The organism is Demequina sp. NBRC 110057 (assembly GCF_002090175.1).
GTDB lineage: Bacteria > Actinomycetota > Actinomycetes > Actinomycetales > Demequinaceae > Demequina.
The window spans coordinates 321103-345407 of sequence record NZ_BBRN01000003.1; the positions used below are offsets into that span (position 1 = coordinate 321103).

The 24305-nt window shown below is 70.6% G+C and carries 25 protein-coding genes; 14 read left to right on the forward strand and 11 right to left on the reverse strand.

The window, feature by feature from the left end:
• Positions 1–2: 2 nt before the first annotated feature.
• The gene (locus tag B7K26_RS01470) at positions 3–659 is read right to left on the reverse strand and encodes a heme oxygenase (biliverdin-producing) (protein WP_084076911.1); all 657 of its coding nucleotides are present in this window, start codon (positions 657–659) and stop codon (positions 3–5) included.
• A gap of 113 nt (positions 660–772) precedes the next feature.
• On the opposite strand from B7K26_RS01470, the gene ybaL reads away from it, so the two are divergent.
• Both ybaL and B7K26_RS01480 read left to right on the forward strand, forming a co-directional pair.
• Positions 773–2413 carry a YbaL family putative K(+) efflux transporter gene (gene ybaL / locus B7K26_RS01475; protein ID WP_084076912.1) on the forward strand — a complete coding sequence of 547 codons (1641 nt, stop codon included), beginning with the start codon at positions 773–775 and terminating at the stop codon, positions 2411–2413.
• A gap of 48 nt (positions 2414–2461) precedes the next feature.
• Positions 2462–2875 (forward strand): hypothetical protein, encoded by a 414-nt coding sequence (locus B7K26_RS01480; RefSeq protein WP_084076913.1) that lies wholly within the window; start codon positions 2462–2464, stop codon positions 2873–2875.
• Positions 2876–2956: 81 nt separating this feature from the next.
• On the opposite strand, the gene B7K26_RS01485 is transcribed toward B7K26_RS01480, so the two are convergent.
• Positions 2957–3343 (reverse strand): phage holin family protein, encoded by a 387-nt coding sequence (locus B7K26_RS01485; protein WP_084076914.1) that lies wholly within the window; start codon positions 3341–3343, stop codon positions 2957–2959.
• 159 nt (positions 3344–3502) lie between these two features.
• Between B7K26_RS01485 and B7K26_RS01490 the strand changes: the two genes are divergently transcribed.
• On the forward strand, positions 3503–3838 hold the full coding sequence (locus tag B7K26_RS01490; RefSeq protein ID WP_084076915.1) for a PadR family transcriptional regulator: 336 nt from the start codon (positions 3503–3505) through the stop codon (positions 3836–3838).
• A complete protein-coding gene (locus B7K26_RS01495; RefSeq protein WP_084076916.1) occupies positions 3835–4788 on the forward strand; it encodes a hypothetical protein in 954 nt (317 codons plus the stop codon). The genes B7K26_RS01490 and B7K26_RS01495 overlap by 4 nt, the downstream gene beginning before the upstream one ends.
• Positions 4789–4791: 3 nt before the next feature.
• Here the strand turns inward: B7K26_RS01495 and B7K26_RS01500 are convergent, their stop codons facing one another.
• Both B7K26_RS01500 and B7K26_RS01505 read right to left on the reverse strand, forming a co-directional pair.
• Positions 4792–5586, reverse strand: a complete 795-nt coding sequence (locus tag B7K26_RS01500; RefSeq protein ID WP_084076917.1) for a CPBP family intramembrane glutamic endopeptidase — start codon at positions 5584–5586, stop codon at positions 4792–4794.
• An 87-nt stretch (positions 5587–5673) separates the two neighbouring features.
• On the reverse strand, positions 5674–6090 hold the full coding sequence (locus B7K26_RS01505) for a carboxymuconolactone decarboxylase family protein (protein WP_159449571.1): 417 nt from the start codon (positions 6088–6090) through the stop codon (positions 5674–5676).
• A gap of 130 nt (positions 6091–6220) precedes the next feature.
• On the opposite strand from B7K26_RS01505, the gene valS reads away from it, so the two are divergent.
• Both valS and B7K26_RS01515 read left to right on the forward strand, forming a co-directional pair.
• Positions 6221–9034: a valine--tRNA ligase gene (gene valS / locus B7K26_RS01510; protein WP_307188074.1), complete on the forward strand. Its 2814-nt coding sequence runs from the start codon at positions 6221–6223 to the stop codon at positions 9032–9034.
• A gap of 201 nt (positions 9035–9235) precedes the next feature.
• Complete coding sequence (locus tag B7K26_RS01515) at positions 9236–10171, forward strand: hypothetical protein (protein ID WP_084076919.1); 936 nt, start codon at positions 9236–9238, stop codon at positions 10169–10171.
• A gap of 89 nt (positions 10172–10260) precedes the next feature.
• On the opposite strand, the gene B7K26_RS01520 is transcribed toward B7K26_RS01515, so the two are convergent.
• The 4 genes from B7K26_RS01520 to B7K26_RS01535 all read right to left on the reverse strand — a co-directional run bounded on the left by B7K26_RS01520 (position 10261) and on the right by B7K26_RS01535 (position 13933).
• Positions 10261–11211 (reverse strand): hypothetical protein, encoded by a 951-nt coding sequence (locus B7K26_RS01520; protein ID WP_084076920.1) that lies wholly within the window; start codon positions 11209–11211, stop codon positions 10261–10263.
• Positions 11212–11220: 9 nt separating this feature from the next.
• Entirely contained in the window at positions 11221–12480 is a 1260-nt protein-coding gene (clpX, locus tag B7K26_RS01525) for an ATP-dependent Clp protease ATP-binding subunit ClpX (protein ID WP_084076921.1), read from the reverse strand.
• A 155-nt stretch (positions 12481–12635) separates the two neighbouring features.
• Entirely contained in the window at positions 12636–13358 is a 723-nt protein-coding gene (locus B7K26_RS01530; protein ID WP_084076922.1) for an ATP-dependent Clp protease proteolytic subunit, read from the reverse strand.
• A complete protein-coding gene (locus B7K26_RS01535; RefSeq protein WP_084102878.1) occupies positions 13355–13933 on the reverse strand; it encodes an ATP-dependent Clp protease proteolytic subunit in 579 nt (192 codons plus the stop codon). The genes B7K26_RS01530 and B7K26_RS01535 overlap by 4 nt, the downstream gene beginning before the upstream one ends.
• A gap of 149 nt (positions 13934–14082) precedes the next feature.
• Here B7K26_RS01535 and B7K26_RS01540 point away from each other — a divergent pair, with 149 nt between their 5' ends.
• From B7K26_RS01540 to B7K26_RS01550, 3 genes are all read left to right on the forward strand, one after another.
• Entirely contained in the window at positions 14083–14346 is a 264-nt protein-coding gene (locus tag B7K26_RS01540; protein WP_143340401.1) for a hypothetical protein, read from the forward strand.
• Positions 14347–14399: 53 nt separating this feature from the next.
• Positions 14400–14690: a hypothetical protein gene (locus B7K26_RS01545; RefSeq protein ID WP_143340402.1), complete on the forward strand. Its 291-nt coding sequence runs from the start codon at positions 14400–14402 to the stop codon at positions 14688–14690.
• Between the two features lie 115 nt (positions 14691–14805).
• Entirely contained in the window at positions 14806–15267 is a 462-nt protein-coding gene (locus tag B7K26_RS01550; RefSeq protein WP_084076926.1) for a DUF4190 domain-containing protein, read from the forward strand.
• Positions 15268–15409: 142 nt separating this feature from the next.
• Here the strand turns inward: B7K26_RS01550 and tig are convergent, their stop codons facing one another.
• The gene (gene tig, locus B7K26_RS01555) at positions 15410–16726 is read right to left on the reverse strand and encodes a trigger factor (RefSeq protein WP_084076927.1); all 1317 of its coding nucleotides are present in this window, start codon (positions 16724–16726) and stop codon (positions 15410–15412) included.
• 242 nt (positions 16727–16968) lie between these two features.
• Between tig and B7K26_RS01560 the strand changes: the two genes are divergently transcribed.
• Positions 16969–18570, forward strand: a complete 1602-nt coding sequence (locus B7K26_RS01560; protein WP_084076928.1) for a xylulokinase — start codon at positions 16969–16971, stop codon at positions 18568–18570.
• Positions 18571–18652: 82 nt separating this feature from the next.
• On the opposite strand, the gene B7K26_RS01565 is transcribed toward B7K26_RS01560, so the two are convergent.
• Positions 18653–19252: a TetR/AcrR family transcriptional regulator gene (locus B7K26_RS01565; RefSeq protein WP_084076929.1), complete on the reverse strand. Its 600-nt coding sequence runs from the start codon at positions 19250–19252 to the stop codon at positions 18653–18655.
• Between the two features lie 165 nt (positions 19253–19417).
• Between B7K26_RS01565 and B7K26_RS01570 the strand changes: the two genes are divergently transcribed.
• Genes B7K26_RS01570 through B7K26_RS01580 form a run of 3 tightly spaced genes read left to right on the forward strand, consistent with a single transcriptional unit; the run spans position 19418 to position 22448 of the window.
• A complete protein-coding gene (locus tag B7K26_RS01570; protein WP_084076930.1) occupies positions 19418–20593 on the forward strand; it encodes an MFS transporter in 1176 nt (391 codons plus the stop codon).
• Positions 20586–21998: an FAD-dependent oxidoreductase gene (locus tag B7K26_RS01575; RefSeq protein ID WP_084076931.1), complete on the forward strand. Its 1413-nt coding sequence runs from the start codon at positions 20586–20588 to the stop codon at positions 21996–21998. Before B7K26_RS01570 ends, B7K26_RS01575 begins: the two co-directional genes overlap by 8 nt.
• A gap of 24 nt (positions 21999–22022) precedes the next feature.
• The gene (locus B7K26_RS01580) at positions 22023–22448 is read left to right on the forward strand and encodes a hypothetical protein (RefSeq protein ID WP_084076932.1); all 426 of its coding nucleotides are present in this window, start codon (positions 22023–22025) and stop codon (positions 22446–22448) included.
• Here the strand turns inward: B7K26_RS01580 and B7K26_RS01585 are convergent.
• Complete coding sequence (locus B7K26_RS01585) at positions 22445–22963, reverse strand: universal stress protein (RefSeq protein WP_084077523.1); 519 nt, start codon at positions 22961–22963, stop codon at positions 22445–22447. The genes B7K26_RS01580 and B7K26_RS01585 overlap by 4 nt on opposite strands.
• A 130-nt stretch (positions 22964–23093) precedes the next feature.
• On the opposite strand from B7K26_RS01585, the gene B7K26_RS01590 reads away from it, so the two are divergent.
• Positions 23094–24026 carry an aldo/keto reductase family oxidoreductase gene (locus B7K26_RS01590; protein ID WP_084076933.1) on the forward strand — a complete coding sequence of 311 codons (933 nt, stop codon included), beginning with the start codon at positions 23094–23096 and terminating at the stop codon, positions 24024–24026.
• Positions 24027–24305 lie beyond the last annotated feature (279 nt).

Genomic DNA, 24305 nt, shown 5'->3' on the forward strand with positions numbered 1-24305 from the left:
GGTCAGGACGCCACGGGCGCGGGCTCGGCCTCGCCCAGCGCCTCGAAGATCGCGGCGTTGAAGTGGAACGCGCCCTTGGCCTCCGCGAAGAGCGCCTGCTCCTGCTCCTCGGTGAAGCTCAGTCCGTCCAGCTGGTCACGGTAGGCACGCTTGTAGCGCACGGGCGAGTCGATGTCCTCGAAGCGGTAGAACGCGAGCTGCGCGTCGGTGGCGCCGTAGTGGCGGCCCACGAGCGCGGCGATGGCCTGGCCTCCCGAGAGGTCACCCAGGTAGCGCGTGTAGTGGTGCGCGAGGTAGCGCGCCACGTCCGCCGGGGCGATCGCGAGCAGGTGGTCGACGTACTCCTGCGTGGCGGGGTGCGCGGGGTGACGCGACTCCCAGTCGGCGGCGCCCAGGTGCTCGAGGTCCGACACGATCGACGCGTAGCGCGGGAGCGCGGGGTCGGCGAGGAAGGCGGGGTCGCCGGGCTGGGTGGTCCTGGCCTCGAGGGCGCGGTACACGTACGCGTACTGAGCGAGGTAGCGGGTGTAGGCCTCGAGGTCCAGCTCTCCGCCCATGAGGCGCGTGATGAAGGACCGGTTCTCGGTGTCCTTGTGCTCGACGGCGGTGGCGTCGCGCAGTCGCGCGGCGAGGCCCGGGGCTTCCTCAGCGTGAGTCATGGCGAGAGCGTACCAATTACGCAAGGTGCCTGTCACACAAATTCTGAGCCCGAGAACCGCCACTCAAGGCATCGGACACCTGTTGGTCACAAAGCGCCACGTAGAATGTCTGAATGCTGCACCATGCACCTCTCCTCACGACCATGGCCGTGGGTCTGGTGATGGGCTTTGCGCTCGGCTTCCTCGCACAGAAGCTGCGCCTGTCCCCCATCGTTGGGTACCTCGCCGCGGGCCTCCTCATCGGGCCCTTCACCCCTGGATTCGTCGGCGACACCGACGTGGCCTACGAGCTGTCCGAGATCGGCGTCATCCTGCTGATGTTCGGCGTCGGCCTCCACTTCTCCATCAAGGACCTCCTCGCCGTCAAGAAGGTCGCGCTGCCCGGCGCCGTCCTACAGATGGTCGCCGCCACCGCGCTCGGCACGGGCGTGGGCCTGTGGCTCGACTGGTCGCTCGGCGCGTCCATGCTGTTCGGCCTCGCCCTGTCGGTCGCCTCGACCGTGGTCATGCTGCGCGCGCTCGAGGACAAGCAGCTCCTCGACACCCGCGCCGGCCACATCGCCGTCGGCTGGCTCATCGTCGAGGACCTCGCGATGGTGATCGCCCTCGTCGTCATCCCCGTACTCGCGTCCGATGCGGGCGGCGCCGGGGCCATCGCCGGCGAGCTTGCGTGGACCATCGTCCGCGTCGCCGTGTTCGTCGCGCTCATGCTCGTCGTGGGCAAGCGGGCCATCCCGTGGCTGCTGGCCAAGGTGGCCGACACCGGCTCGCGCGAGCTCTTCACCATCAGCATCCTTGCGATCGCCATGGGCGTCGCGGTGGGCGCCGCGTACCTGTTCGACGTCTCGTTCGCCCTGGGCGCGTTCTTCGCCGGCATGATCATGCGCGAGTCGGACCTGTCGCACCGCGCCGCGGAGGACTCCCTGCCGCTGCGGGACGCCTTCTCGGTGCTGTTCTTCGTCTCCGTGGGAATGCTCGTCGACTGGCACGTCGTGATCGAGGCGCCGCTTGCCCTGCTCGTCACCACCCTCGTCATCGTGGTCGGCAAGTCCGCGGTCGCGTTCGGCCTGGTACGCGCGCTGCGCTACTCGAAGCGCATGTCCCTGGTGGTCGCGGCGGCGCTCGCGCAGATCGGCGAGTTCTCCTTCATCCTCGTCACCCTGGGAGGCGACCTCGAGATCCTCTCGCAGGAGGCCCAGGACCTGGTGCTCGGCGGCGCGATCCTGTCCATCGTCATCAACCCGTTCCTGTTCACTTTCGTGTCGCGCTTCTACCGCGAAGGCGCGGAGGACCCGCAGGATCAGGACGACGACGCGACGGTCACCTACACAGGCTCCGAGCACGTGATCCTCGTGGGCTTCGGGCGCGTGGGAACCCGCACCGCGATGGCGCTGTGGCACGCCGACGTCCCCACCGTGGTGATCGACGACGACGAGAACAAGGTCAAGGCGCTGCGCGAGGACGACCGCGAGGCGATCCTTGGCTCCGCAGTGCGCTCCAAGGTGCTGCGCGCCGCGGGCATCGACCAGGCCACCACCGTCATCATCGCCATCCCCGACCCCCTCAACGCGGGGGCCATCACGGCGAAGATCAAGCGCCTGTCGCCCCACGTGCGCGTGCTGACGCGAGGCCAGAACGACACCGACGTGGCCTACCTCACGGAGCTCGGCGCCGACCGGGTCCTCGTGGGGGTCAATGAGGTCGCCGACCTCATGGCGGCCGACGTGCTCGACGAGACCACCGGCACCCACTAGCGCGATCGCCCGGGCGCCCCGTCGGCGCCCGGGCGTAGGGTGGCGAGCATGAGCGACGCCGCCACCAGGATCGATGCCCTCGCCCGCATGCTCGACCAGGCGCTGAGCGCCGCGTTCCGCGACGCGCTTGCCGACCGCTCCACCACCGAGCGCGAGTTCGTCATGTTATCGCTGCTCGTCCACGCCGACGGGCCGATGCCGTGGGAGACCCTCGAGGCGAGGCTTCCCGGCCACCCCTCTCCCGCCGCCGCGGCGGACGCGTGGGAGGGGCTCGCCGCTGGCGGCTGGGTGGCGGACGAGGACGGCGGCCGCGTCGCCACGGACGAGGGCCGCGAGGCCTACGCCGAGCTGGAGGGCCAGGTCGCCGCGCTGCACGATGCCGCCGTGGCGGGCGTCAGCGACGAGGACTACGCGATCGCCGCCGACGTGCTGCGCCGCATGATCGGCAACCTGGGCCGGTGAGCCGGCCGCGGCATCGGCCACCCCGACGACGAGGGCCCCGGCACCATACGGTGCCGGGGCCCTCGTCGTACGTGGAGTCGGTCAGTCCTTCTCGAGCTTGCTCTTGAGGACGAACGCCCCCACGAGCCAGCCGGCGATGGCGCTCAGCAGCCACACCAGGACGGTGCCCACCAGCCAGCCGGTGAGCGTCTTGATGTCCAGGCCGTCCGAGAAGATGTTGGCGAGCAGCAGGGCCACGAACGTCGAGACGAGCGCGACACCGCCGGTGAGCGCGTTCGCGTACTTGACGGAGAGCTTGAGGATGAACGGCGAGAGGATCGCCTGCGCCGCGACGAAGATCACGAGCGCCAGCAGGAAGCCGCTGACGTTCATGTCGAAGTCGTCCGCACCGAGGATGAAGTAGGTCAGCCAGAGGCCCACCGCCGCGGCGATGAGGGTGACCACCAGGTTCCACATGAATCGCACCATGGGGCAGACGCTACTCCGCCGCGCACCGCGACGCACGGTAAAACCCCTGCGACACGCGGGAAAGCGGGGACGGCGGGGCGGGATCGACGCGGCCCGGCCGGCGCACGTCGATACTGCGCGCGATTGCCATAGTGTGCGACGCACAGTATCGTGTGAGACATGCTTGACCCCGACCTCATTGCGCAGCACCGCCAGGAGCTGCGCCGCGGCACCACCTCGCTCGCGTGCCTCGCGCTGCTCGCCGCGACCCCCGACTACGGCTATCGGCTCATCGGCCGCCTGGCGGACCTGGGCTTCGAGGTCGAGGCCAACACCCTGTATCCGCTCCTGCGCCGCCTCGACAAGCAGGGCCTGCTGAGCTTCGAGTGGGACACCTCCGAGGCCCGCCCCCGCAAGGTCTACGCGACCGCCCCCGCCGGCATCGAGCTCGTCTCGCTGCTGCGCGCCGACTGGAACCGCCTCACCGAGGCTCTCGACCGGATGGACCGACCATGACGCTCACCGACCGCTACGTGACCGCGACGCTTTCCCGCCTCGCCGAGGACCAGCGCTCCGATGTCGAGTCCCAGCTCAGGGAAGCCATCGGCGACGCCGTCGATGACCGGATCGACGCGGGTGTCCCGGCCGGCCAGGCCGAGCGGGACGTGCTGAATGAGATGGGCGACCCCGAGCGGCTCGCGGCGTCCTACGCCGATCGCTCGCTGTTCCTCATCGGCCCCGAATACTTCCTCGCGTGGAAGCGACTGACCGTCCTGCTGCTGTGGATCGTGCTGCCCATCATGGCCGTGCTGATCCCGCTCGGCGGGTGGATCGACGGCGACGGCTGGGCAACCATCCTCGGCACCACCGTGGGCGGGACCCTGACCGTCGGCGTGCACCTGGTGTTCTGGGTGACGCTCGTGTTCGCCGCGATCGAGCGGGGTCGAGTGAAGGCCAGCGACGTCACCGAGCCGTGGACGGTGGACCGGCTGCCCGAGCAGCGGGACGCCACGGTGACGTGGGGCGACACCGCCGGCACCGTGGTGGTCATCGCGCTCACCACGGTGGCGCTGGTGTGGCAACAGCTGTGGCCGTGGGCCCGCACCGCCGACGGCGAGGGCCTGCCGCTGCTCGACCCCTCGCTGTGGACGTTCGTCCTTCCCGCGCTGCTCGTCGTCATGGGCATCGAGCTCGCGGCGGCCATCGCGCGCCAGATGCGGGGCCACTGGACCATGCGCGACTGGTGGCTGAACGTGGCCGTGAACGTCGCCGGAGTGGCCCTCGTCGCGGTTCCGGTGGTCGGTGGCGAGTGGCTCAACCGCGAGCTGTTCGCCGAGATCGGGTGGCCCGATGCCGCGACGGATCTGACGATCGCCAACCTCGAGTGGGGAACCCTGGCGATCGTCGCCGCGGTCGCCGTGTGGGACATCGTGGACTCCTACCGCAAGGCGCGGCGAGCCCGGTAAGACCTAGGCGGCCGCCAGGTCCTTCTTCTTGCCGTCCAGGTCGTAGCGGAAGATCGTGAACAGCGCGGCGACGGCCAGGATCATGGCCAGCGGGCCCAGGATCCCGCCGAGCGACGGACCCACGGCATCGGCGCTGTCCGTCGCATCGGACAGCAGTGACCCCGCGTCCCACAGGGCGTGAATCACCATGCCGACCACGATGGTCCCCGTGGCGCGGCGGGCGACGTAGAAGACGGACCCGAACAGGAAGGCCATCAGCACCTGCACCGCGGTCTGCCCCAGGCCCTGGCCGAAGACGGCGTTCATCGCGTGCAGCAGGCCGAACATGAGGCAGGTCACGAACCACACCATCACCTCGCCGTACGCGCCGCGCACGCCGGTCAGCAGCACGCCTCGGGCGGCCATCTCCTCGGCGAAGCCGACGAGCGCGACGCCCACGAGGATCGCGGTGATCTGACTTGCCGGGATGGCGCCGAGGTCCGAGCCCGCCACCGTGAGGAGGCCGCCCAGGCCGAACAGCAGGGGCGCGAGCAGCATCCAGCGCGGAGCGTTGCGGCGGCGCTCGCGCAGGACGGGATGCCACCAGCCGAGCCAGGTGGTCACGGCGATGAGGAACACGGCGCCGATGCCGACGGGGATGACGACGCCGTCGACGGCCTGCTCGGTCGAGTCCTGCACCCCCGCGTAGTCGACGTCGTTGACCGTCCACATCACGAAGATGATCGCGGCATAGGCGACGAAGACCGCCATGCCGATCCAGAGCGCGGGCTTCACCCGCGGCGTCGCCGTGTCCGTCATGATGTTCTCCCCTACGCCAAGGAGGGTTTCGCCGCCCTCGGCGCTCACGTTAGCGGCTGGCACGGGTGCGAAACGCGCGACCCGCGGTCAGTCGATTCCGCGCAGCACCCGGTTCCAGGCATTCACCACCGCGACCGTCTCGACGATCGCGCCCAGCTGCTGGCGAGTGAAGTACTGGGCGGCGGCGTCGCGCGCCTCGCCCTCGAGCCCGCGCGGCGGGTCCGTGAGGATCTCGGCGAAGCGCAGCGCGGCCTCGTCACCCTCGCTGACGAGGCCCTCCCGCATGGCCCGCACCGGGCGCGCGAGGGCGGAGATCACCTCCGGCCGCTCGCCGAGAGCCGTGAGCGCCTCCGAGTGCAGGCGGATCGAAAAGGCGCAGCCGTTGAGGTGGGAGCACCGCAGCCGGATCATGTCGCGCAAGCGCGGCTTCAGCGACGCACCCACCTGGGCGTCGAAGTCCTCCAGCGCCCTCATGAACTCCGGGCGCAGCCTCGCCTCACTCACGTCACGGACGCTATCAACCTGCGCCGACGCGACCGCCGTGACGCGCGGGGCGCGCGACGTACGGAGCCCGCACCGGCATCGGCCACCCAGGATTGCGGCGCTACCCGCGTGTTCTGGAACAATGACCCCCATGACTCAGCGCATCCCGGAGAAGGCCACCGTCGACGGACTCGAGGACCGCTGGAACTCCGTATGGGAGGACCAGGGCACGTACCGCTTCGACGCCTCCGTCGAGCGTGAGCAGGTGTACTCGATCGACACCCCTCCGCCCACCGTGTCCGGCTCGCTGCACGTGGGCCACGTGTTCTCCTACACGCACACCGACGTGGTCGCGCGCTTCCAGCGCATGACCGGCCGCGAGGTGTTCTACCCGATGGGCTGGGACGACAACGGCCTGCCCACCGAGCGCCGCGTGCAGAACTACTTCGGCGTGCGCTGTGACCCGACGCTCCCCTACGTCGAGAACTATGAGCCGCCTTTCGTGGGTGGCGACGGCAAGTCCTCGAAGGCCGCCGACCAGCAGCCCATCTCGCGCCGCAACTTCATCGAGCTGTGCGAGCGCCTCACCGCCGAGGACGAGCAGCAGTTCGAGCACCTGTGGCGTCGCCTCGGCCTGTCCGTCGACTGGTCGCGCACTTACCAGACCATCGCGCCGTCCTCGCAGGCCGTCGCTCAGCAGGCCTTCCTGCGCTCGCTGAACCGCGGCGAGGCCTACCAGGCCGAGGCCCCCACCCTGTGGGACGTGACCTTCCGCACCGCCGTGGCGCAGGCCGAGCTCGAGGACCGCGAGCGTCCCGGCGCCTACCACCGCCTCGCGTTCGAGCCGTGCGCCGACATGGAGGCCGTCACCGGTTCGTTCGAGTCGGTGTGGATCGAGACCACCCGCCCCGAGCTGCTCGCAGCCTGCGTGGCGCTCGTGGCGCACCCCGACGACGAGCGCTACCAGCCGCTGTTCGGCACGCACGTGCGCACCCCGCTGTTCGGCGTCGAGGTGCCCGTGGTTCCCCACCGCCTCGCCTCGCCCGACAAGGGCTCCGGCATCGCGATGATCTGTACGTTCGGTGACGTCACCGACGTGATCTGGTGGCGCGAGCTGAACCTGCCGATGCGCTCCATCCTGGGCCGCGACGGCCGCGTGCTTCCCGAGGCCCCCGCCGGCCTCGAGTCGGAGGCGGCGCAGGCGGCCTACGCCGAGATCGCCGGCATGACCGTGTTCTCCGCGCAGAAGCGCATCGTCGAGATGCTGCGCGAGGCGGACGTCATGGAGGGCGAGCCCAAGCCCATCCAGCACCCCGTGAAGTTCTTCGAGAAGGGCGACAAGCCGCTCGAGATCGTCACGTCGCGCCAGTGGTACATCTCCAACGGTGGCCGCGACGCCGACCTGCGCACCGCGCTGCTGAGCCGCGGCGAGGAGCTCGAGTTCGTGCCCTCGCACATGGGCAAGCGCTACGAGAACTGGGTCAACGGCCTCACCGGCGACTGGCTGATCTCGCGCCAGCGCTTCTTCGGCGTGCCGATCCCCGTCTGGTACCCGCTCGACGAGGCCGGCGAGGTGGTGTGGGACTCCCCCATCGTGCCGTCCGAGGAGTCGCTTCCCGTGGACCCGTCAGCGGACGCCGCCCCGGGCTACGACGAGTCGCAGCGCGACCAGCCCGGCGGCTTCACCGGCGAGAAGGACATCATGGACACGTGGGCGACATCGTCGCTCACGCCGCAGATCGTGTGCGGCTGGCGCGATGACGCGGCGCTGTTCGCGAAGACCTTCCCCATGGACCTGCGCCCCCAGGGCCAGGACATCATCCGCACGTGGCTGTTCTCCACCGTGGTGCGCTCGCACCTGGAGCACGACGCGCTGCCGTGGAAGCACGCCGCCATCTCCGGCTGGATCCTCGACCCCGACCGTAAGAAGATGTCGAAGTCCAAGGGCAACGTCGTCACCCCGCTGGGTCTGCTCGAACAGCACGGGTCCGATGCCGTGCGCTACTGGGCGGCCTCGGCTCGCCTGGGCACCGACGCCGCCTTCGACGAGGGCCAGATGAAGATCGGTCGTCGCCTCGCCAACAAGGTCCTCAACGCGTCGAAGTTCGCGCTGGGCGCCACCGGCATCGGCACCGCGGCCAACGAGTCGCTCGAGGCCGGCATCGCCGCGACCGCCCACGTCACGGGCGGCGTGCTCGACGGCCTGGGCGGAGGCGCCGCGGGCGACTCCCACCCCGCAGCGATGGACGCCTCCGGCTCCGTGGTGACGGACCCGCTTGACCGCGCGCTGCTCGCGGCCCTGGCGGAGGTGGTCGACACCGCGACCGCCGCGTTCGCGGCGTACGACCACACCCGTGCGCTCGAGCAGGCGGAGACGCTGTTCTGGACGTTCTGCGACGACTACGTCGAGCTCGTGAAGGCCCGCGCGTACGACGGTGCGGCGCCCGGCGCCGACATCGACCCGCTGGCGCCCTGCTCCCCCGGAGCGGCCTCGGCGCGCGCGACACTGGTCATCGCGCTCGACTCGTTCCTGCGCCTGTTCGCGCCGTTCCTGCCGTTCGCCACGGAGGAGGTGTGGTCCTGGTTCCGTCCCGGCACCGTGCACCGTGCCGCGTGGCCCTCGGCCGAGCCGCTGCGCCTGGCCGCCGCGGGCGCCGACGCGTCGCTCGTGGGAGACGCGGGCGAGGCGCTCGCCGTGATCCGCAAGATCAAGTCCGAGGCCAAGGTGTCGCAGCGCACCGAGATCGAGACCGTCGACCTGCTGGTCCCCGAGGCCAAGGTCGCTGCCGTGCACGCGGCGCGCGCCGACATCATGTCCGCGGGCCGCGTGAAGGCGATGCAGATCGTCGACGCCGTCGCGGCGCTCGACGCGTCGGTGGACGGCGGCGACTCGGATGGCTCGGCCACGGAGATCGCGGACCCGACCGTCATGCGCACCGAGAACGTGGTGCTCGCCGAGGCCTAAGCACCCGGCACCCGGCACCCGCCATCGCGCCCTGAGCGTCCCTGTGGACGCTCAGGGCGCGTTTTCGGTCGCAGGGGTCTCCTGGTGGGCATTCACGCAGGTCTCGCACCGTCGTCCCCAGCCCGCTCGCCATGCGCCGCCTCTCCCCTGGGGCCCGCTCGGGCCGCCAGCGCTACCGCGCAAGGGTGTGGTCTCGGTGCCATGCGACCCCTCCGCGCGCTTCCCGCCGGCAACGCCACCTCGTTGCACGAAGCCGTCACGGCACGCCCCCGAGCATTCACCTCGCGCGAGTTGATCGCGGTCGCGTCACGCGATCGGCTCCGCCGGGCCGTCGACAGTGGCGAGGTTGTCCGGCTACTGCCCGACTGCTACGTCGCCGCGGCACACGCCGAGTCCTTCTGGGCAAGGGCCGATGCCGCCCTCACCTGGGCGGGCGCGGGCGCGGTCATCGCCGGCACGTCTGCGCTCTGCTTGCATCGGATGCTCGAGACGCCCCCACCGCGCATCGCACTGACAGTGCCGCGCGACACCCGCCTGCGCCCGCCGCCCTGGATAGCGCTCACCCGGATCTCCTACGATCTCCCGACGTCACGGATCGCGGGCATGCCCGTTGCCTGCGCAGGCTTCGCGCTGGCCCAGGCCTTCGGCACCCTCGAGCCGCGCGGGAGGACAGAGACGGCCTACTCCGTCCTGCGCCGCGGACCCCAACGGGTGACCGAGCTGCGCCAGGCGCTCGCCACGATGCCGCGCGTGACCGACCGGCGTCGGCTGACCCGGATCGCCACCGCCGCAACCCAGGGGGCCGAGAGCTGGCTTGAGGAGCAGGGGCTCTTCCAGGTGTTCAATACGCGGGAGTTCGCGCGCCTGATCCGCCAGCACACCGTGGTGTGCTCGGGGAGGCGATTCCGCCTGGACCTGTACGACCCGGAAACACGTACCGCGATCGAACTCGACGGGTCCGCGACTCATGCGGGGCCCGATCAGAGGCAGGCCGACATCGGGCGAGACGCCGCGTTGGCGAGCGTGGGGATCCAGACGGTGAGGCTGAGTTACTGGGACGTGGTGGGCCGGCCGGAGTGGTGCCGCGAGGTGGTCGGGCTCGTGTTGGCGGCTCGGTCGAAGTCGCGCGCGCCCTGAGCGCCCACTGGGACGCGCCGACCTCGTGAATCGCGCCCTCAGTGCCCACTGGCTCCCGTGGCCGGGTGCGGGCGGAGGCCGGAGCGCACCTACCCGACGAGGCCCAGCATCAGTGCGGTCCCGGCGGTCCCACCCACGATGGCCAACACCAGCAATGCCTGCGCCCACCGGCGAGTGGGATACGCAGGGATGGACGTGAGCCCCAGGACGACGGCCGCCACTGGGGCGACCACGAGAGACATCGCGGCGACAGCAGGAAGGGTAGTCGTACCGTGATGACGTGCACCGGCCGGCGGTACCGGGGCGGTCACGGGACTCCCGTATTCCTTGACGAGCCCAGGCCTCAGCGTCACCGCGAGGCGAAGCAGGAGCTCCTGGAGACGCGGGTCGGGGACGCCGCGCTTGTGCCCCCAGACGGACAGCGTCGCCCCGCTGAGAGCCACGTGAGGGGCGAACTCGAAGATCTCGGTAAGCGTCTCCTTCACCTCGGATGTCATCCACTGGTGGGCGAACATCACGTCCTCGCCGCGCACGGCGGCTTCGAGGCCCACACTCAGTTGCGCCACCAGATCATCGGTGCTCGAGGAGGCGCGTCGCGGCACCCAGTCGAAAACCGTCGTCGGGAAGCGGTAGGGCAGGTGGACGCACTCGACGAAGATGTCCGCACCCACGACGACGCCTGAGGGCAGGTCGACGCGCTCACACAGGACCGTCTCGTCGTCGATGGCGACCGGAATCGTCGACCGCCTCATGACGGCTCCGGCAGCACCCCCGAACGGCACCGCGGCGTCGTACGCACGAGCCGCGGGCCCCCACACCTCGTAGTCCCAGCCCGGCTCGCACACATCATGGCGGCTGGCAGAGGCCCTCCGGAACGGTGCGATGAGCCTGAGCGCGACCATCGCCCACACCAGCGCGACAGCGAAGAGCACGAGCGGCTGATCCTCAACGACCGCCAACAGCACAAGCACCGAGGTCAGCACCCCAGCGAGGAGTACCGACACCACACCCTTCAGCGCGGCGTAGGAGAACTGCTGCATCGCGGGAGGTTAGGCCGCGCCCTCCTGGCGTTCCTCGCGCGCGACGTAGGAGGGAAGCACGCGCTCCATCACGGTCTCGCGGGTCACGATCACGCGGCCGATGTCCTCGCGCCCAGGCACGTCGAACATGGTCTCCTGGAGGACCTCCTCCATGATGGCCCGCAGGCCGCGCGCACCGGTGCCGCGCTCAAGCGCCTGCTCGGCGATCGCCTCGACGGCGTCCTTCTCGAACTCGAGCTCCACGCCATCGATCTGGAACATGCGCTGGTACTGCTTCACGAGCGCGTTCTTGGGCTCCGTGAGGATCGACACCATCGCGTCGACGTCGAGCGGCGACACCGTGGCGATCATCGGCATGCGGCCGATGAACTCGGGGATGAGCCCGAACTTGTGAAGGTCGGACGGCGTCACCTGCGCGAAGAGGTCCGAGTTGTCGGCCTCCTTCAGCTGCGCACCGAAGCCGATCCCCTTGCGTCCCACGCGCGACGAGATGATCTCCTCGAGCCCCGCGAAGGCGCCGCCGAGGATGAACAGCACGTTGGTGGTGTCGATCTGGATGAACTCCTGGTGCGGGTGCTTGCGCCCGCCCTGCGGGGGCACCGACGCCTGCGCGCCCTCGAGGATCTTGAGCAGCGCCTGCTGGACCCCCTCGCCGGACACGTCGCGCGTGATCGACGGGTTCTCGGCCTTGCGGGCAACCTTGTCGATCTCGTCGATGTAGATGATGCCGCGCTGGGCCTTCTCGACGTCGTAGTCGGCGGCCTGCAACAGCTTCAGGAGGATGTTCTCGACGTCCTCGCCCACGTAGCCGGCCTCGGTCAGCGCGGTGGCGTCGGCGATCGCGAACGGCACGTTGAGCATGCGGGCGAGGGTCTGCGCGAGGTAGGTCTTGCCGGTACCCGTGGGGCCGATGAACAGGACGTTCGACTTCGCGATGTCGACCTGGTCCTCGCCGGCCTTGGGCGACGCCTCGCCTGCGCGCACACGCTTGTAGTGGTTGTACACGGCGACCGCGAGGGCACGCTTGGCGGAGTCCTGGCCCACGATGTACTGGCCGAGGAAGTCAAAGATCTCACGGGGGCGAGGCAGCTCGGTGAGTTCGGCTTCGGCCGCCTCCGCGAACTCCTCCTCGATGATCTCGTTGCACAGCTCGATGCACTCGTCGCAGATGTACACGCCGGGGCCGGCGATGAGCTTGCGCACCTGCTTCTGCGTCTTGCCACAGAACGAGCACTTCAGCAGGTCGCCGCTGTCTGCCGGTCGAGTCATCGGATCTCCCTCCACGCACCCCCACGCCATCTGTGCGGGCCGTACTCATTCAGGCTACCTAGGCCCCCTGACACGCGCTCAGCGACACACCGCGAGTCCGCGCACAGCGAAGCGGCCGCCTCCCCGAGGGGAGACGGCCGCTCGGCAGCGTGGGTTTAGCCCTCAGCCTTGCCCAGGGCGCGGTCCTCGGGGGCCACGGTGTCGACTCCCTTGCGGGACGCCAGCACCTGGTCCACCAGGCCGTACTCGAGCGACTCCTGCGCGGACAGGAAGCGGTCACGCTCGATGTCCTCGCGCACCTTCTCCGCCGTCTGGCCGGTGTGCTTGGCGAGCGTGTACTCGAGCCACTCGCGCATGCGGATCATTTCCTCCGCGTAGATCTCGATGTCCGAGGCCTGCGCGCGGGCACCCTGCTCGATGCGGGGCTGGTGAATCATCACGCGGGCGTTGGGAAGTGCGAGGCGCTTGCCGGGCGAACCGGCTGCGAGCAGCACGGCAGCCGCGGAGGCCGCCTGGCCCAGGCACACTGTCTGCACCTGCGGCTTGATGTACTGCATCGTGTCGTAGATCGCGGTGAGCGCGGTCTGCGAGCCACCGGGCGAGTTGATGTACAGCGTGATGTCGCGGTCCGGGTCCTGGGACTCGAGCACGAGCAGCTGCGCCATCACGTCGTCCGCGGAGGCGTCATCGATCTGCACGCCGAGGAAGATGATGCGGTCCTCGAACAGCTTCGCGTAGGGGTCCTGACGCTTGAAGCCGTAGGCGGTGCGCTCCTCGAACGACGGAAGGATGTAGCGCGACGAGGGACCCGTCGGCGCCGCTCCTCCGAAGCCCGCGGTGCGCGCACCGGCCTGCATGGCCTGGTAGATCTCGCTCATGCCTTGCCTCCCTGCGACGCGTCGCCGGTCTCGGCAGCGTGCGTGATGACCTTGTCGACAAACCCGTACTCGAGCGCCTCTTCGGCGGTGAACCAGCGGTCGCGGTCGGCGTCCTTGGTCACCTGCTCGAGCGACTTGCCCGTCTGCTCGGCCGTCAGCGTCGCGAGCGTCTTCTTCATGTGCATGATGAGCTCGGCGTTGATGCGGATGTCCGTCGTCGTGCCGTAGATGCCGCCCGAGGGCTGGTGCATCATGACGCGGGCGTGCGGGGTCGCGAACCGCTTGCCCTGCGCGCCGGACGAGAGCAGGAACTGCCCCATCGACGCTGCCATGCCCATCGCCACGGTGGCGACGTCGGGCTTGATGTACTGCATCGTGTCGTAGATCGCCATGCCCGCGGTAATCGAGCCGCCGGGCGAGTTGATGTACAGGTAGATGTCCTTGTCCGGGTCCTCGGCGGCCAGCAGCATCATCTGCGCGCAGATGGCGTTGGCGTTGTCGTCGCGAACCTCGTCGCCCAGCCAGATGATGCGCTCGCGCAGCAGCCGGTTGAAGATCGAGTCGCTCAGCCCCATGCCGGGTCCGTCGGCTCGTGCCGTGATGTCGTTCACGTTTCCTCCTGATCGAACGTCTTGCATGACCCTAACGCCCTCACCCCACGCGCCATTGCCGTTTGCGGCCCCGTTTCGCTACGGGGTGAACGGCGCGGCGCTACGGTTCACTCATGGCGGAAGAACCCGTGGCCGATGCGCCCGTCACCGACCGTTCGTGGCTCGGCTTTGTCGCTGTGGGGACGGGGCTCGCGGCACTCATCCTGCCGATCTTGGCTCCCCTTCCGCTCGGGCTTGCTGTCGCCGCGCTGTGGCGCGATACGCGCGGCCCGGGCCGGACGGCGGCGTGGGTCGGAGGGGCGCTCGGGGTCGTGGCGCTGCTGGTGTGGGGATGGCTCGGCTACTCCTGGCGCCAGAGCGTCGGCACGATCGACTGAGCCCGCACAAGTGTGGGCTCCCCGCGACGCCCACGCCCCGCTACATTCGCGGCATGAGCACAGCAGCACAGCGGATCAGGGTGGCGCGATGGGCGTCGATCTCGCTCGTCACCGGGGCGCTCGGGGTCGCGGGCACCGCCACGCTCGGGCTCGGTCTCCTTGCCGCCTGGCCGCTCCTGCTCGGCCTCGACCTCGCGGCAGTGGCGTTCGGCGGCATGGCGATCGCGCGCTGTGAGCGCGCCTCCGACCGCAGGATCGGCGCCGTGGGCCTCGCGTTGGGCATCGTGGGCGGGGCGGCGATCCCGTTCCTGGCCGCCGCCATCGACTCGGGGCTGGGCGGCTGACCCTGAGACGGGGCTCGGGGACTCCCCTGGGGTGCGGTTCGCCCCCACGGCCGATGCCTCGGCGAAGTCCCCGTCCCTAGGCTCGAGACATCAGGCATTCACGGGGAGAGACGCCATGACCGACCAGCCTCAGAACGATCCGCAGCAGCCGCAGTACGCGGCTCCTCAGCACCAGACCCAGCACCAGCCGCCGTACCAGTACGCGCAGCCGGGCGCCCCGCAGGGGCAGCGGCCCGGCACCGAGAAGAACTGGATGAACATCACGTCGCTGGCGCTGTCGCTTGGGGGGCTCGTCACGGGTGGGCTCACCGCGATCGCCGGCATCGTGTTCGGCCACCTCGGCCTCAGCGCGGTCAAGCGCGGCGAGGCGGACAACCGCTCGCTGGGACTCGCGGGCCTCATCACGGGCTACGTGATCATCGGCCTCGGCATCATCGTGACCATCCTCGCGGTGGTGTTCTTCGCCACCGTCTTCACCGGCGTGGTCGAGGAGTGCACGAGCGACACCCCCGCGAGCTGGTGCACGGACTCCACGACCTCCGACGCCTGGGCCGCCGTGACCGGCGCAGGCCTGTAACCCAGACCCGACCACCGCATCGGCCGTACCCCGGCGCGGCGGTCACCGCGGCATCGGCCGACCGCCATCATCCGCCGATGCCAAAGCGAAGGCCCCGCCTCCCTCACGGGAGACGGGGCCTTCGTCGTGGGTGGGGAGGACCTTACTCGGCCGACTCCTCCGACTCCTCGGTCTTCTCGTCCTCGACCGAGCCGATCACCGGGGACAGGTCCACCGCGTTGCCCGCGGTGTCCTTGACGGTGGTGCGGCGCAGCGCGAAGGCGGTGGCCTTCGAGCGGGCAACCTCGGCGACGATCGCGGGGATCTGGCCGGCCTGCTCGACCTGCTGGATGAAGGTGTTGGGGTCCATGCCGTACTGGCGGGACTGGTTCAGCAGGTAGTCGAGGAGCTCGTTCTGCTGGACCTCGATGTCGAGGTCCTCGGCGAGCTGGTCGAGGAGGATCTGCGCGCGCAGGGCGTTGTGCGCCTCCTCGGTGACCTCGGCACGGTGCTCGTCGTCCTCGAGACGGTTCTCGTTCTCGAGGTGCGAGTGCACCTCGTTCTCGATGACCTTCTTGGGCAGCTCGAAGTCGGTCGCGTCCTTGAGGGCGTCGATCAGCTTCTCGCGGGCCTGGACGGCCTGGTTGTTGGTCTTGATCTTGGTGACCTGAGCCTTCAGGTCCTCCTTGAGCTCGTCGACGGTGTCGAACTCGCTCGCGAGCTGGGCGAAGTCGTCGTCCACCTCGGGGAGCTCGCGCTCCTTGACGGCGGTCACCTTGACGGTGATCTGCGCGACCTGACCGGCGTTGTCGCCGGCGGCCAGCGGCGCCTCGAAGGTGGTCTCCTCGTCGGCGGACAGGCCGATGAGCGCGTCGTCGAGGCCCTCGAGCATGTTGCCCGAGCCCACCTGGTAGGAGGTGCCCTGCACGTTGTCGATGTCCGCGCCGTCGAGCTTGGCGGCGAGGTCGATGGTGGTGAAGTCGCCGTCCGCGACGGGGCGCTCGACGGTCTTCAGCGAGCCGAAGCGCTCACGCAGGTTGTCCAGGCGCTCCTGGACGTCCTCGTCGGAGACCTCGATGGGGTCCACCTCGAGGGTGAGCGAGTCGGCGGCGGGGAGCTCCACCTCGGGGCGGATCTCGACCTCGGCGGTGAACTCGAGGCCCTCGAAGCCCTCCTCCGAACCGGGGATCTTCACGACCTCGACCTCGGGCTGGCCGAAGGGGCGGATGCCCTGCTCCTCGACGGCCTCGGAGTACCAGCCGGGCAGGCCGTCGTTGACGGCGTGCTCGATGATGGCGCCCTTGCCCACGCGGGTCTCGAGGATGCGCGGCGGCACCTTGCCCTTGCGGAAGCCGGGGATCTGGACCTCCTGAGCGATGTGCTCGTAGGCGTGGTCCATGGAGGGCTTGAGGTCCTCCTCGGTGAGGGTGACCGTCAGCTTGACGGTCGTGGCGTCGATCTTCTCGAGGGCGCTGGTCACTGGATGTGCTCCTGGATTGGGGTTCTGGCCTCGCCGTATGCGGATACACCGCAGTCGGGCAACCCCACGAGTCTAGTGCGGCGTGCCCCGTGTGCCCAATCAGTTCGCTCACAGCCGATGCACGGGGCCGGGACCTTCGGGGTCGCGGCGGCGGGAGGGCACCACCTAGACTCGTTGGTGAACGTTCACATGACGACGCCCGCATCGGCGCGGGCGCACCATCGCAAGGGAGTTGAGCACCGGTGACGGAGCAGACCACCACCGCCGCCGCGGCCATCGCCGCGGGCACCACCTCACTCGGCATCGAGCTGGGGTCCACCAACATCAAGGCCTGCCTGATCGGGCCGGACCACGAGGTGCTCGCCACCGGCTCGCACGCGTGGGAGAACCAGTTCGTGGACCGCCTGTGGACCTACTCCGAGGAGGCCATCTGGGCGGGGCTGCAGGGCGCGGTCGCCGCCCTCATGGCCGATGCCAAGGAGCGCCACGGCGCCGACCTCACCGCCGTGGGGGCGCTGGGATTCTCGGCGATGATGCACGGCTACCTCGCCTTCGACTCCGAGGGCCGCCTGCTGGTGCCCTTCCGTACCTGGCGCAACACCAACACCGGCGCCGCGGCCTCGCGCCTCACCGAGGAGCTGGGCTTCAACTTCCCGCTGCGCTGGTCCGCGTCGCACCTGTACCAGGCCATCCTCGACGACGAGCCGCACGTCAAGGACCTCGCCTTCGTGACCACTCTCGCGGGCTACGTGCACTGGAAGGTCACCGGTGAGAAGGTGCTCGGCGTGGGCGACGCGTCCGGCATGTTCCCCATCGACCCCGCCACGCGCGACTACGACGCCGCCATGCTTGCCCGCTTCCAGGGCCTCGTGGATGCGCGCCACCCCGGCATCGACGTCGCGGGCCTGCTGCCGCGCGTGCTCGTCGCGGGGCAGGAGGCAGGCACGCTGACCGCCGAGGGCGCGGCGCTGCTCGACCCGACGGGCGCTCTCCAGGCCGGCGCTCCCCTGGCCCCCGCGGAGGGCGACGCCGGCACCGGCATGGTCGCCACCAACGCCGTGGCCCCGCGCACCGGCAACATCTCGGCAGGCACGTCCATCTTCGCGATGGTGGTGCTCGAGAAGCCGCTCGAGTCGGTGCACGAGGAGCTGGACATCGTCACCACCCCCGCAGGCGACCTTGTCGCGATGGTGCATTGCAACAACGGCGCCTCCGAGCTGGGCACGTGGGCGCAGGTCTTCACCGAGTTCGCCACGGCCGTGGGCGGCAAGGACGACTCCGGGTCCGTGTTCGGCGCCCTGTTCGCCGCCGCGCTCGAGGGCGAGGCCGACGGCGGCGGCCTGCTCGCGTACAACTACCTGTCCGGCGAGCCCATCACGGGTCTCGAGGAGGGCCGCCCGCTCGTGGTGCGCACCCCGGGTAGCCGCCTCACGCTCGCGAACTTCATGCGCACGCAGCTCTACGCCGCCTTCGGCACGCTGAGCCTGGGCATGAAGGTGCTCCACGGCGAGGGCGTCGAGCTCGACTCGATGTTCGCGCACGGCGGGATGTTCCGCACCGCTGGAGTGGCGCAGCGCCTTCTCGCGGCGGCCATTGACGCCCCCGTCACGGTGGGCGACACGGCCTCCGAGGGCGGGGCCTGGGGCATCGCGGTGCTCGCCGAGCACGTGCGTGCCGGCGAGGGTCGCGCGCTCGATGCCTACCTCGCCGAGAGCGTCTTTGCGGGGGCCGACCTCACCGTCGCAGAGCCCGATGCCGCCGACGTCGCGGGCTACGAGGCGTGGCTCACCACGTACGAGGCCGGCCTCGCGATCGAGCACGCCGCCACCGAGGCGATCCACTAGGACCACTCCCCCGTCCGCGAGGCCGTCCTTCCCTGCCGGGAGGGGCGGCCTCGTTGCGTGACTGCCCCGAGCCCTGGAACGCCTAAGCGCCCCGCGCGAGCCGCGCGAGGAAGCGCTCGGCCTGGGCCTCCTGGCGCGCGCGCAGCGCGTCGCTCGCGCCCTCCATGAGCGCCTGCACGGAGGCGCCGTCGACGAGGGTCACCCAGTCGTCCACGATCTCCGCATCGACCAGCCCCTCGCGCAGTTCGCCGTCCTCGCGGGCCTCGGCGATCACCCCGTAGAGCAGCCGTCGGAGCTCCACGTGGGACTCGCGGCGCGCCTGCGCGAGCCGCGGATTCGTCACCGCGTGAGCGCAGAAGGACACGTCGACGTGCGCCTCGAGGAGACGCTCCTCGTCCAGCGGCAACGACTCGACGAGGGCGTGGCGCAGCGCCGCCATGCCGCGCTTGCCCCTGCCCGTCTCGAGGATGCGGTCCCTGGCGCGCCTGAAGCCCAGCTCGTGAGCGGAGATGAGCAGCTCGTCCTTGTTGGCGAAGTAGTGATTCAGCGCGCCGAGCGAGAGGCCCGCCTCCCGCGCGATCTCGCGCGTGGAGGCGCTCTCCAGCCCCACCCTGCCGATGACGCGCCACAGCGCCTCGTGCACCGCGGCGCGGCGCGCGGCGTGGTCGACGATGCGCGGCATGACACCTCCCTGAGGCCAGGATGGTATCCGAGTCACCCGCAACGGGGCGGGTGTCCGGCACGCAGGCCCGGACGGGCGAAACACAGGTTTTACGTGGCGGCAACCTTTTTAGATCAGTTGCTCCATAACCTGAGTAACGTCCCCGGCGCCTCAGGAGAGGTACGCATGACCGCCACCGCCACACCCGCCGCCCGCCCCTGGGTGGCCGCCGGCTTCTTCGCCCAGGGCCTGCTCATGGCCGCGATCCTCACGAGCCTTCCCGGCATCGAGGAGCGCACGGGCATCGGCGAGACCGAGGTCTCCCTCGTCATCCTCGGCACGGTGGTCTTCGCCGGGGTCGGCTCGGTGTGGGCTGGCGCGCTCGCCACCCGCTGGGGCTCGGCCGCCCTGCTGCCGCCGGCGTTCGCGGTGCAGTCGGTCGCCGTGGGCCTCGCGATGGCCGATGCCCCGCTGGCACTCCTGTTCCCGATCTTCGCCCTGTTCGGGCTCGGCGTGGGCCTCGCGGACGCCGGCAACAACATGCAGGCCCTCACCCTGCAGCGGCTCGCGGGACGCTCCCTCATCTCGTCGCTCTACGCCGTGCAGACCACCGCCGCGATCGCCGGCGCCCTGCTCGTCTCCGCGGTCGCGGGCCTCGAGGCGCCCTTCGAGGTCGCCTATGGCGTCGCCGCCGTCACGGGGCTGGCCATCGCGGTCGCGATCCGCGGGCGCCTCGCTCCCGACCCCGAGGCGGCGCAGGCGCCCACCGAGCGGCCTCCGCTACCGTGGTCGGGCATCCTCGTCTTCGGCGCCGTCGTGGCCGTGTCCTACGTGGGCGACTCCGTCATCGGCACCTGGAGCTCGGTGTTCCTCGACCGCGAGCTCGACGCGCTCGCCGTGGTGGTGCCGCTCGGGTACGCCGCCTACCAGGCCTGTTCGCTCGTGAGCCGGCTCACGGGCGACCGCCTGGTGACGAGGCTCGGCCGCGCGCCGGTGCTCACGGGCGCGACGATCCTCGCCGCGAGCGCGCTCGGTGTGGCCGCCGCGGCCCCGGTGCCGTGGATCGCTGTCGCCGCCTTCGGAGCGGCGGGACTCGGCATCGGCCTGATGGCACCCCTGTCGTTCTCGGCCGCCGGCGACCTCTCCCCCGACCACCAGGACGAGGTGGTCTCCCGCCTCAACCTCTTCAACTACCTGGGCGTCCTCATCGGCTCGGGCGCGACGGGAGTCATCGCCGACGGCCTCGGGCTGCGCGCCGCGATCGTCATGCCCGCCGTCCTCGTCGCCGCCGCCCTTCTCGCCGTGCGCGCGTACCGCGCCCCGCGCCCCACGCCCGCCATCCCTGGAGGAGACCATGACTGACACTCTCACCACCGACGTCGTCATCATCGGCGCAGGCCTGTCGGGGCTCACGGCAGCGCGTCGCCTTACCGCGGCCGGCGTCGACACCATCGTGCTCGAGGCGACCTCACGCGTCGGGGGTCGCACGCGCAACCACGAGGTCGCCGGCCTCAACGTCGACCTGGGCGGGACCTTCGTGGGGCCCGGCCAGGATCACGTGGTCGCCCTCGCCGCGGAGCTCGGACTCACCACGTTTCCGACCTACGACGAGGGCGCCCAGGTGATGGCGGTGGGCACCCGCAGGCGCGAGTACCGGGGGTCGGCCTTCCCGATCGGCCCCCTGCGCCTGGCCCAGCTCGGGGCGGTGATGGCGACGATCGACAGGCTTGCCGCCACCGTCCCGAGCGGGGCGCCATGGAGGGCGCCGCGCGCCGCCCAGTGGGACGCGCTGAGCCTCGAGGACTGGCTACGCTCGCGCGGCGGCGGCGACCTGCTCGTCACCCTGTTCTCCTTCGTCACCCGCACGTCATGGGGCTGCGAGCCGCGCGAGATCTCCTTCCTTCACGTCCTCCACTACGCGCGTCAGGCCGGGGGCCTGTGGCCGCTGCTCGGCACCACCGGCGGCCTCCAGGAGCGCCACTTCCACGACGGCGCGGCCGCGATCAGCGAGCGGATGGCCGATGCGCTGGGCGACAGGGTGAGGCTCGACTCGCCAGTGCACTCGGTCGCCTGGGGCGACGAGGGAGTGTCGGTGAGGGCCGACGGCCTCGTGGTCGAGGCGCGCGCGGCGATCGTGGCAGTCCCGCCGGCCGCGCGCGGCCGCCTCGCCTTCTCCCCCGCGCTTCCCGAGCCGTGGGCCTCGCTCGCCGACGCGTGGCCTCAGGGCACCCTGTCCAAGGCCTACGCCGTCTACGACCGCCCGTTTTGGCGCGACGCCTCCGGCGCCGGGCTGCGGACGCCGCTGTCTGGCCAGTCCCAGTCCTCGTCCGGCCCGGTGTGCGCGACTTTCGACGCGAGCCCCGATAACGACGGTCGCGGCGTCCTGCTGGGCTTCATCGGCGGCGACGACGCGCGGGCCTGGGATGCGCTCCCCCCGGCCGAGCGGCGCGCGCGAGCGCTCGGCTCGTTCGCCGAGGTGTTCGGGCCCGACGCGCTCGCACCGCTGGACTACGCGGAGCAGCGGTGGGCGCGCGAGGACTGGATCCTTGGCGGGCCCACGGCAGTGCCCGGTCCCGGCGCGTGGACGACGGTGGGCGCGGCAGTGGCCACCCCCGTCGGCCCGCTGCACTGGGCGGGCACCGAGACCGCCCAGACCATGACCGGCTTCATGGACGGCGCGGTCCGCGCCGGAGAGCGGGCCGCCCGTGAGGCGCGCGCCTCCCTCGCCCGCCGCCACGAGGCCGCGCCGGCGGCCGTCCCCGCCTGACCCCTAGCCACCAAGGAGACCCCGATGGCACTCAGCCGCTCCCACACCGTCCTCACCACCGCATCGGCCGCCTCCGTGTGGAGGCGCTGGACCACGCCGGCCGACTGGGTGACCGACGACCCGGGCGTGGACGCCTGCGACTTCCCGACGCCGCCGACCGTGGGCGCCCGCGGCACCCTGGTCTCGGGCGGCACGCAACGCATCCGCTTCCTCGAGCTCAAGGAGTGCGAGGAGATGACGTTCGAGATCGTGCTTCCCCTCGGGGCGCTGCGCTTCCCGCACCACATGGCCCCCAGCGCCGAGGGGCTGCGCGTGAGGCACGGAGTCCAGGGCACCGGCCCGCTCGGCTGGCTGTACTGGCTCGTGGCGGGCCGCAAAATTGCCGCCGGGCTTCCCGAGGTGATGGGCCTCGTGGTCGGCAACGCGCTCGCGGAGAGCGTGGACGCCTAAGGCGAAGGGTTCTCGTCGGGCTCCCACGGCAGCGGCGCGTCGAGCCCCACGGGCGCCAGCGGCACCACCAGGACGGGCCGATGCTGCCGGTGGGACAGCTGCGCGGCCACCGAGCCGGAGAAGAACTCGTGGAGGCTTCCCCTCAGCCCGGGCTCGCGGGTGCCGACCACGATCATGGCGGCATCGAGCTCGTCGGCGAGGTCGCCCAGCTGCTGCGAGGGAAGGCCCGCGAGCGCGTGCGCCGTCCAGGGGGCGCCCGCGCCGTCGAGGAGTTCACCCAGGTGATGCTCGAGCTCGGGGTCCATCGTCTCGACCATGGCGTCGTTGATCTCGACGCTCATCGAGACCGAGACCACGGAGCCGTCGAGCCGGCGCTCGATGGCGAGGCGAGACGAGTCCACCCAGGCGCAGGCGACCTCGGCGCCCAGGAGCCTGGCGAGGCTGGCCGCCGTGGTGACGACGGCATCGGGCTGGCCGGGCACGACCCCGACGACGACGTGGGCGGTGGCGGTCATGGCGGTCCCCTTCGACACGACGCGCGACGCTCGCGCGTCCACCTCCAGTGTCGCGCGGACGGCGTCGCGGCGCACGGCGAGGCGGGACTACCGTGGTGCCAGTCCCCCGAGTTCGACGAGGAGCCCACCCATGAAGACGTTCACGCTGCCAGGCACCGACATCACCGCTCCCGCCGTGGTGCTGGGCCTCATGCGCATCCAGGACAAGTCCGACGAGGAGGTTCGCACGCTGGTGCGCACCGCCATGGACGCGGGCATCGACTTCATGGATCACGCCGACCTCTACGGCCCGCCGTATCACGGGTGCGAGCGGAGGTTCGCGGAGGCGCTGAGCCTGTCGCCGGCCGAGCGCGAGGCCCTCACCATCCAGACCAAGTGCGGCATCCGCCAGCCGGGGCCGTACTTCGACTTCTCGTACGAGCACATCGTCGAGTCGGCGAACGCGTCGCTCGAGGCGCTGGGCACCGACTACCTCGACATCCTGCTGCTGCACCGGCCCGATGCCCTCGTGGAGCCCGACGAGGTGGCCCGCGCCTTCGACGACCTTCACGCGGCAGGCAAGGTGCGCCACTTCGGCGTCTCGAACCACACCCCCGGGCAGATCGAGCTCCTGAAGCGCAGCGTCGAGCGGCCGCTGGTGGCCAACCAGATCCAGCTGTCGGTCACCCACGCGCCCTCGATCGCGAGCGGGATCGCCGCGAACATGGGCGACCTCGACCAGTCGATCGACCGCGACAACGGCGTGGTCGACTACTGCCGCCTCAACGACATCACCCTCCAGGCGTGGTCGCCCTTCCAGGCGCGGTTCTTCGATGGGCCGTTCCTGGGCAACCCCAATTACGGCGAGCTCAACGCGGTGATCGACCGCCTGGCCGGTCAGTATTCCGTGGCGCCCGAGGCGATCGCTGTCGCGTGGCTCACGCGCCACCCCGCGCAGATGCAGGTGGTGCTGGGAACGACGACGCCGGCGCGGGTGGAGGCCGCCGCGCAGGGCGCCGACGTGGTGCTCACGCGCGCCGAGTGGTACGAGATGTTCCGCGCGGCAGGGCACACCGTGCCGTAAGGCGCGGCGCGTCGCCACGCGGGCCCGACCTAGAGTCGGGGTGACAGGATTTGAACCTGCGACCCTCTGTAGGATCCGGCCAATTTCCAGACCTTCACGGTTGTCCAGGGAAGTCGCGAGTTCCCTGGTGAAGTGAGGGAAGCTGGCGGTTCGCTCATTCCGACTGTACCCGGATGCTTACGGTTGGTCACGGCTGAATCTGATGGGTTCCTGATGGGCTCTCAAGCGACGCCGCCTGGCACCAATCGCTGCAGCTGAGCCATACAGCTCGCGACGCGC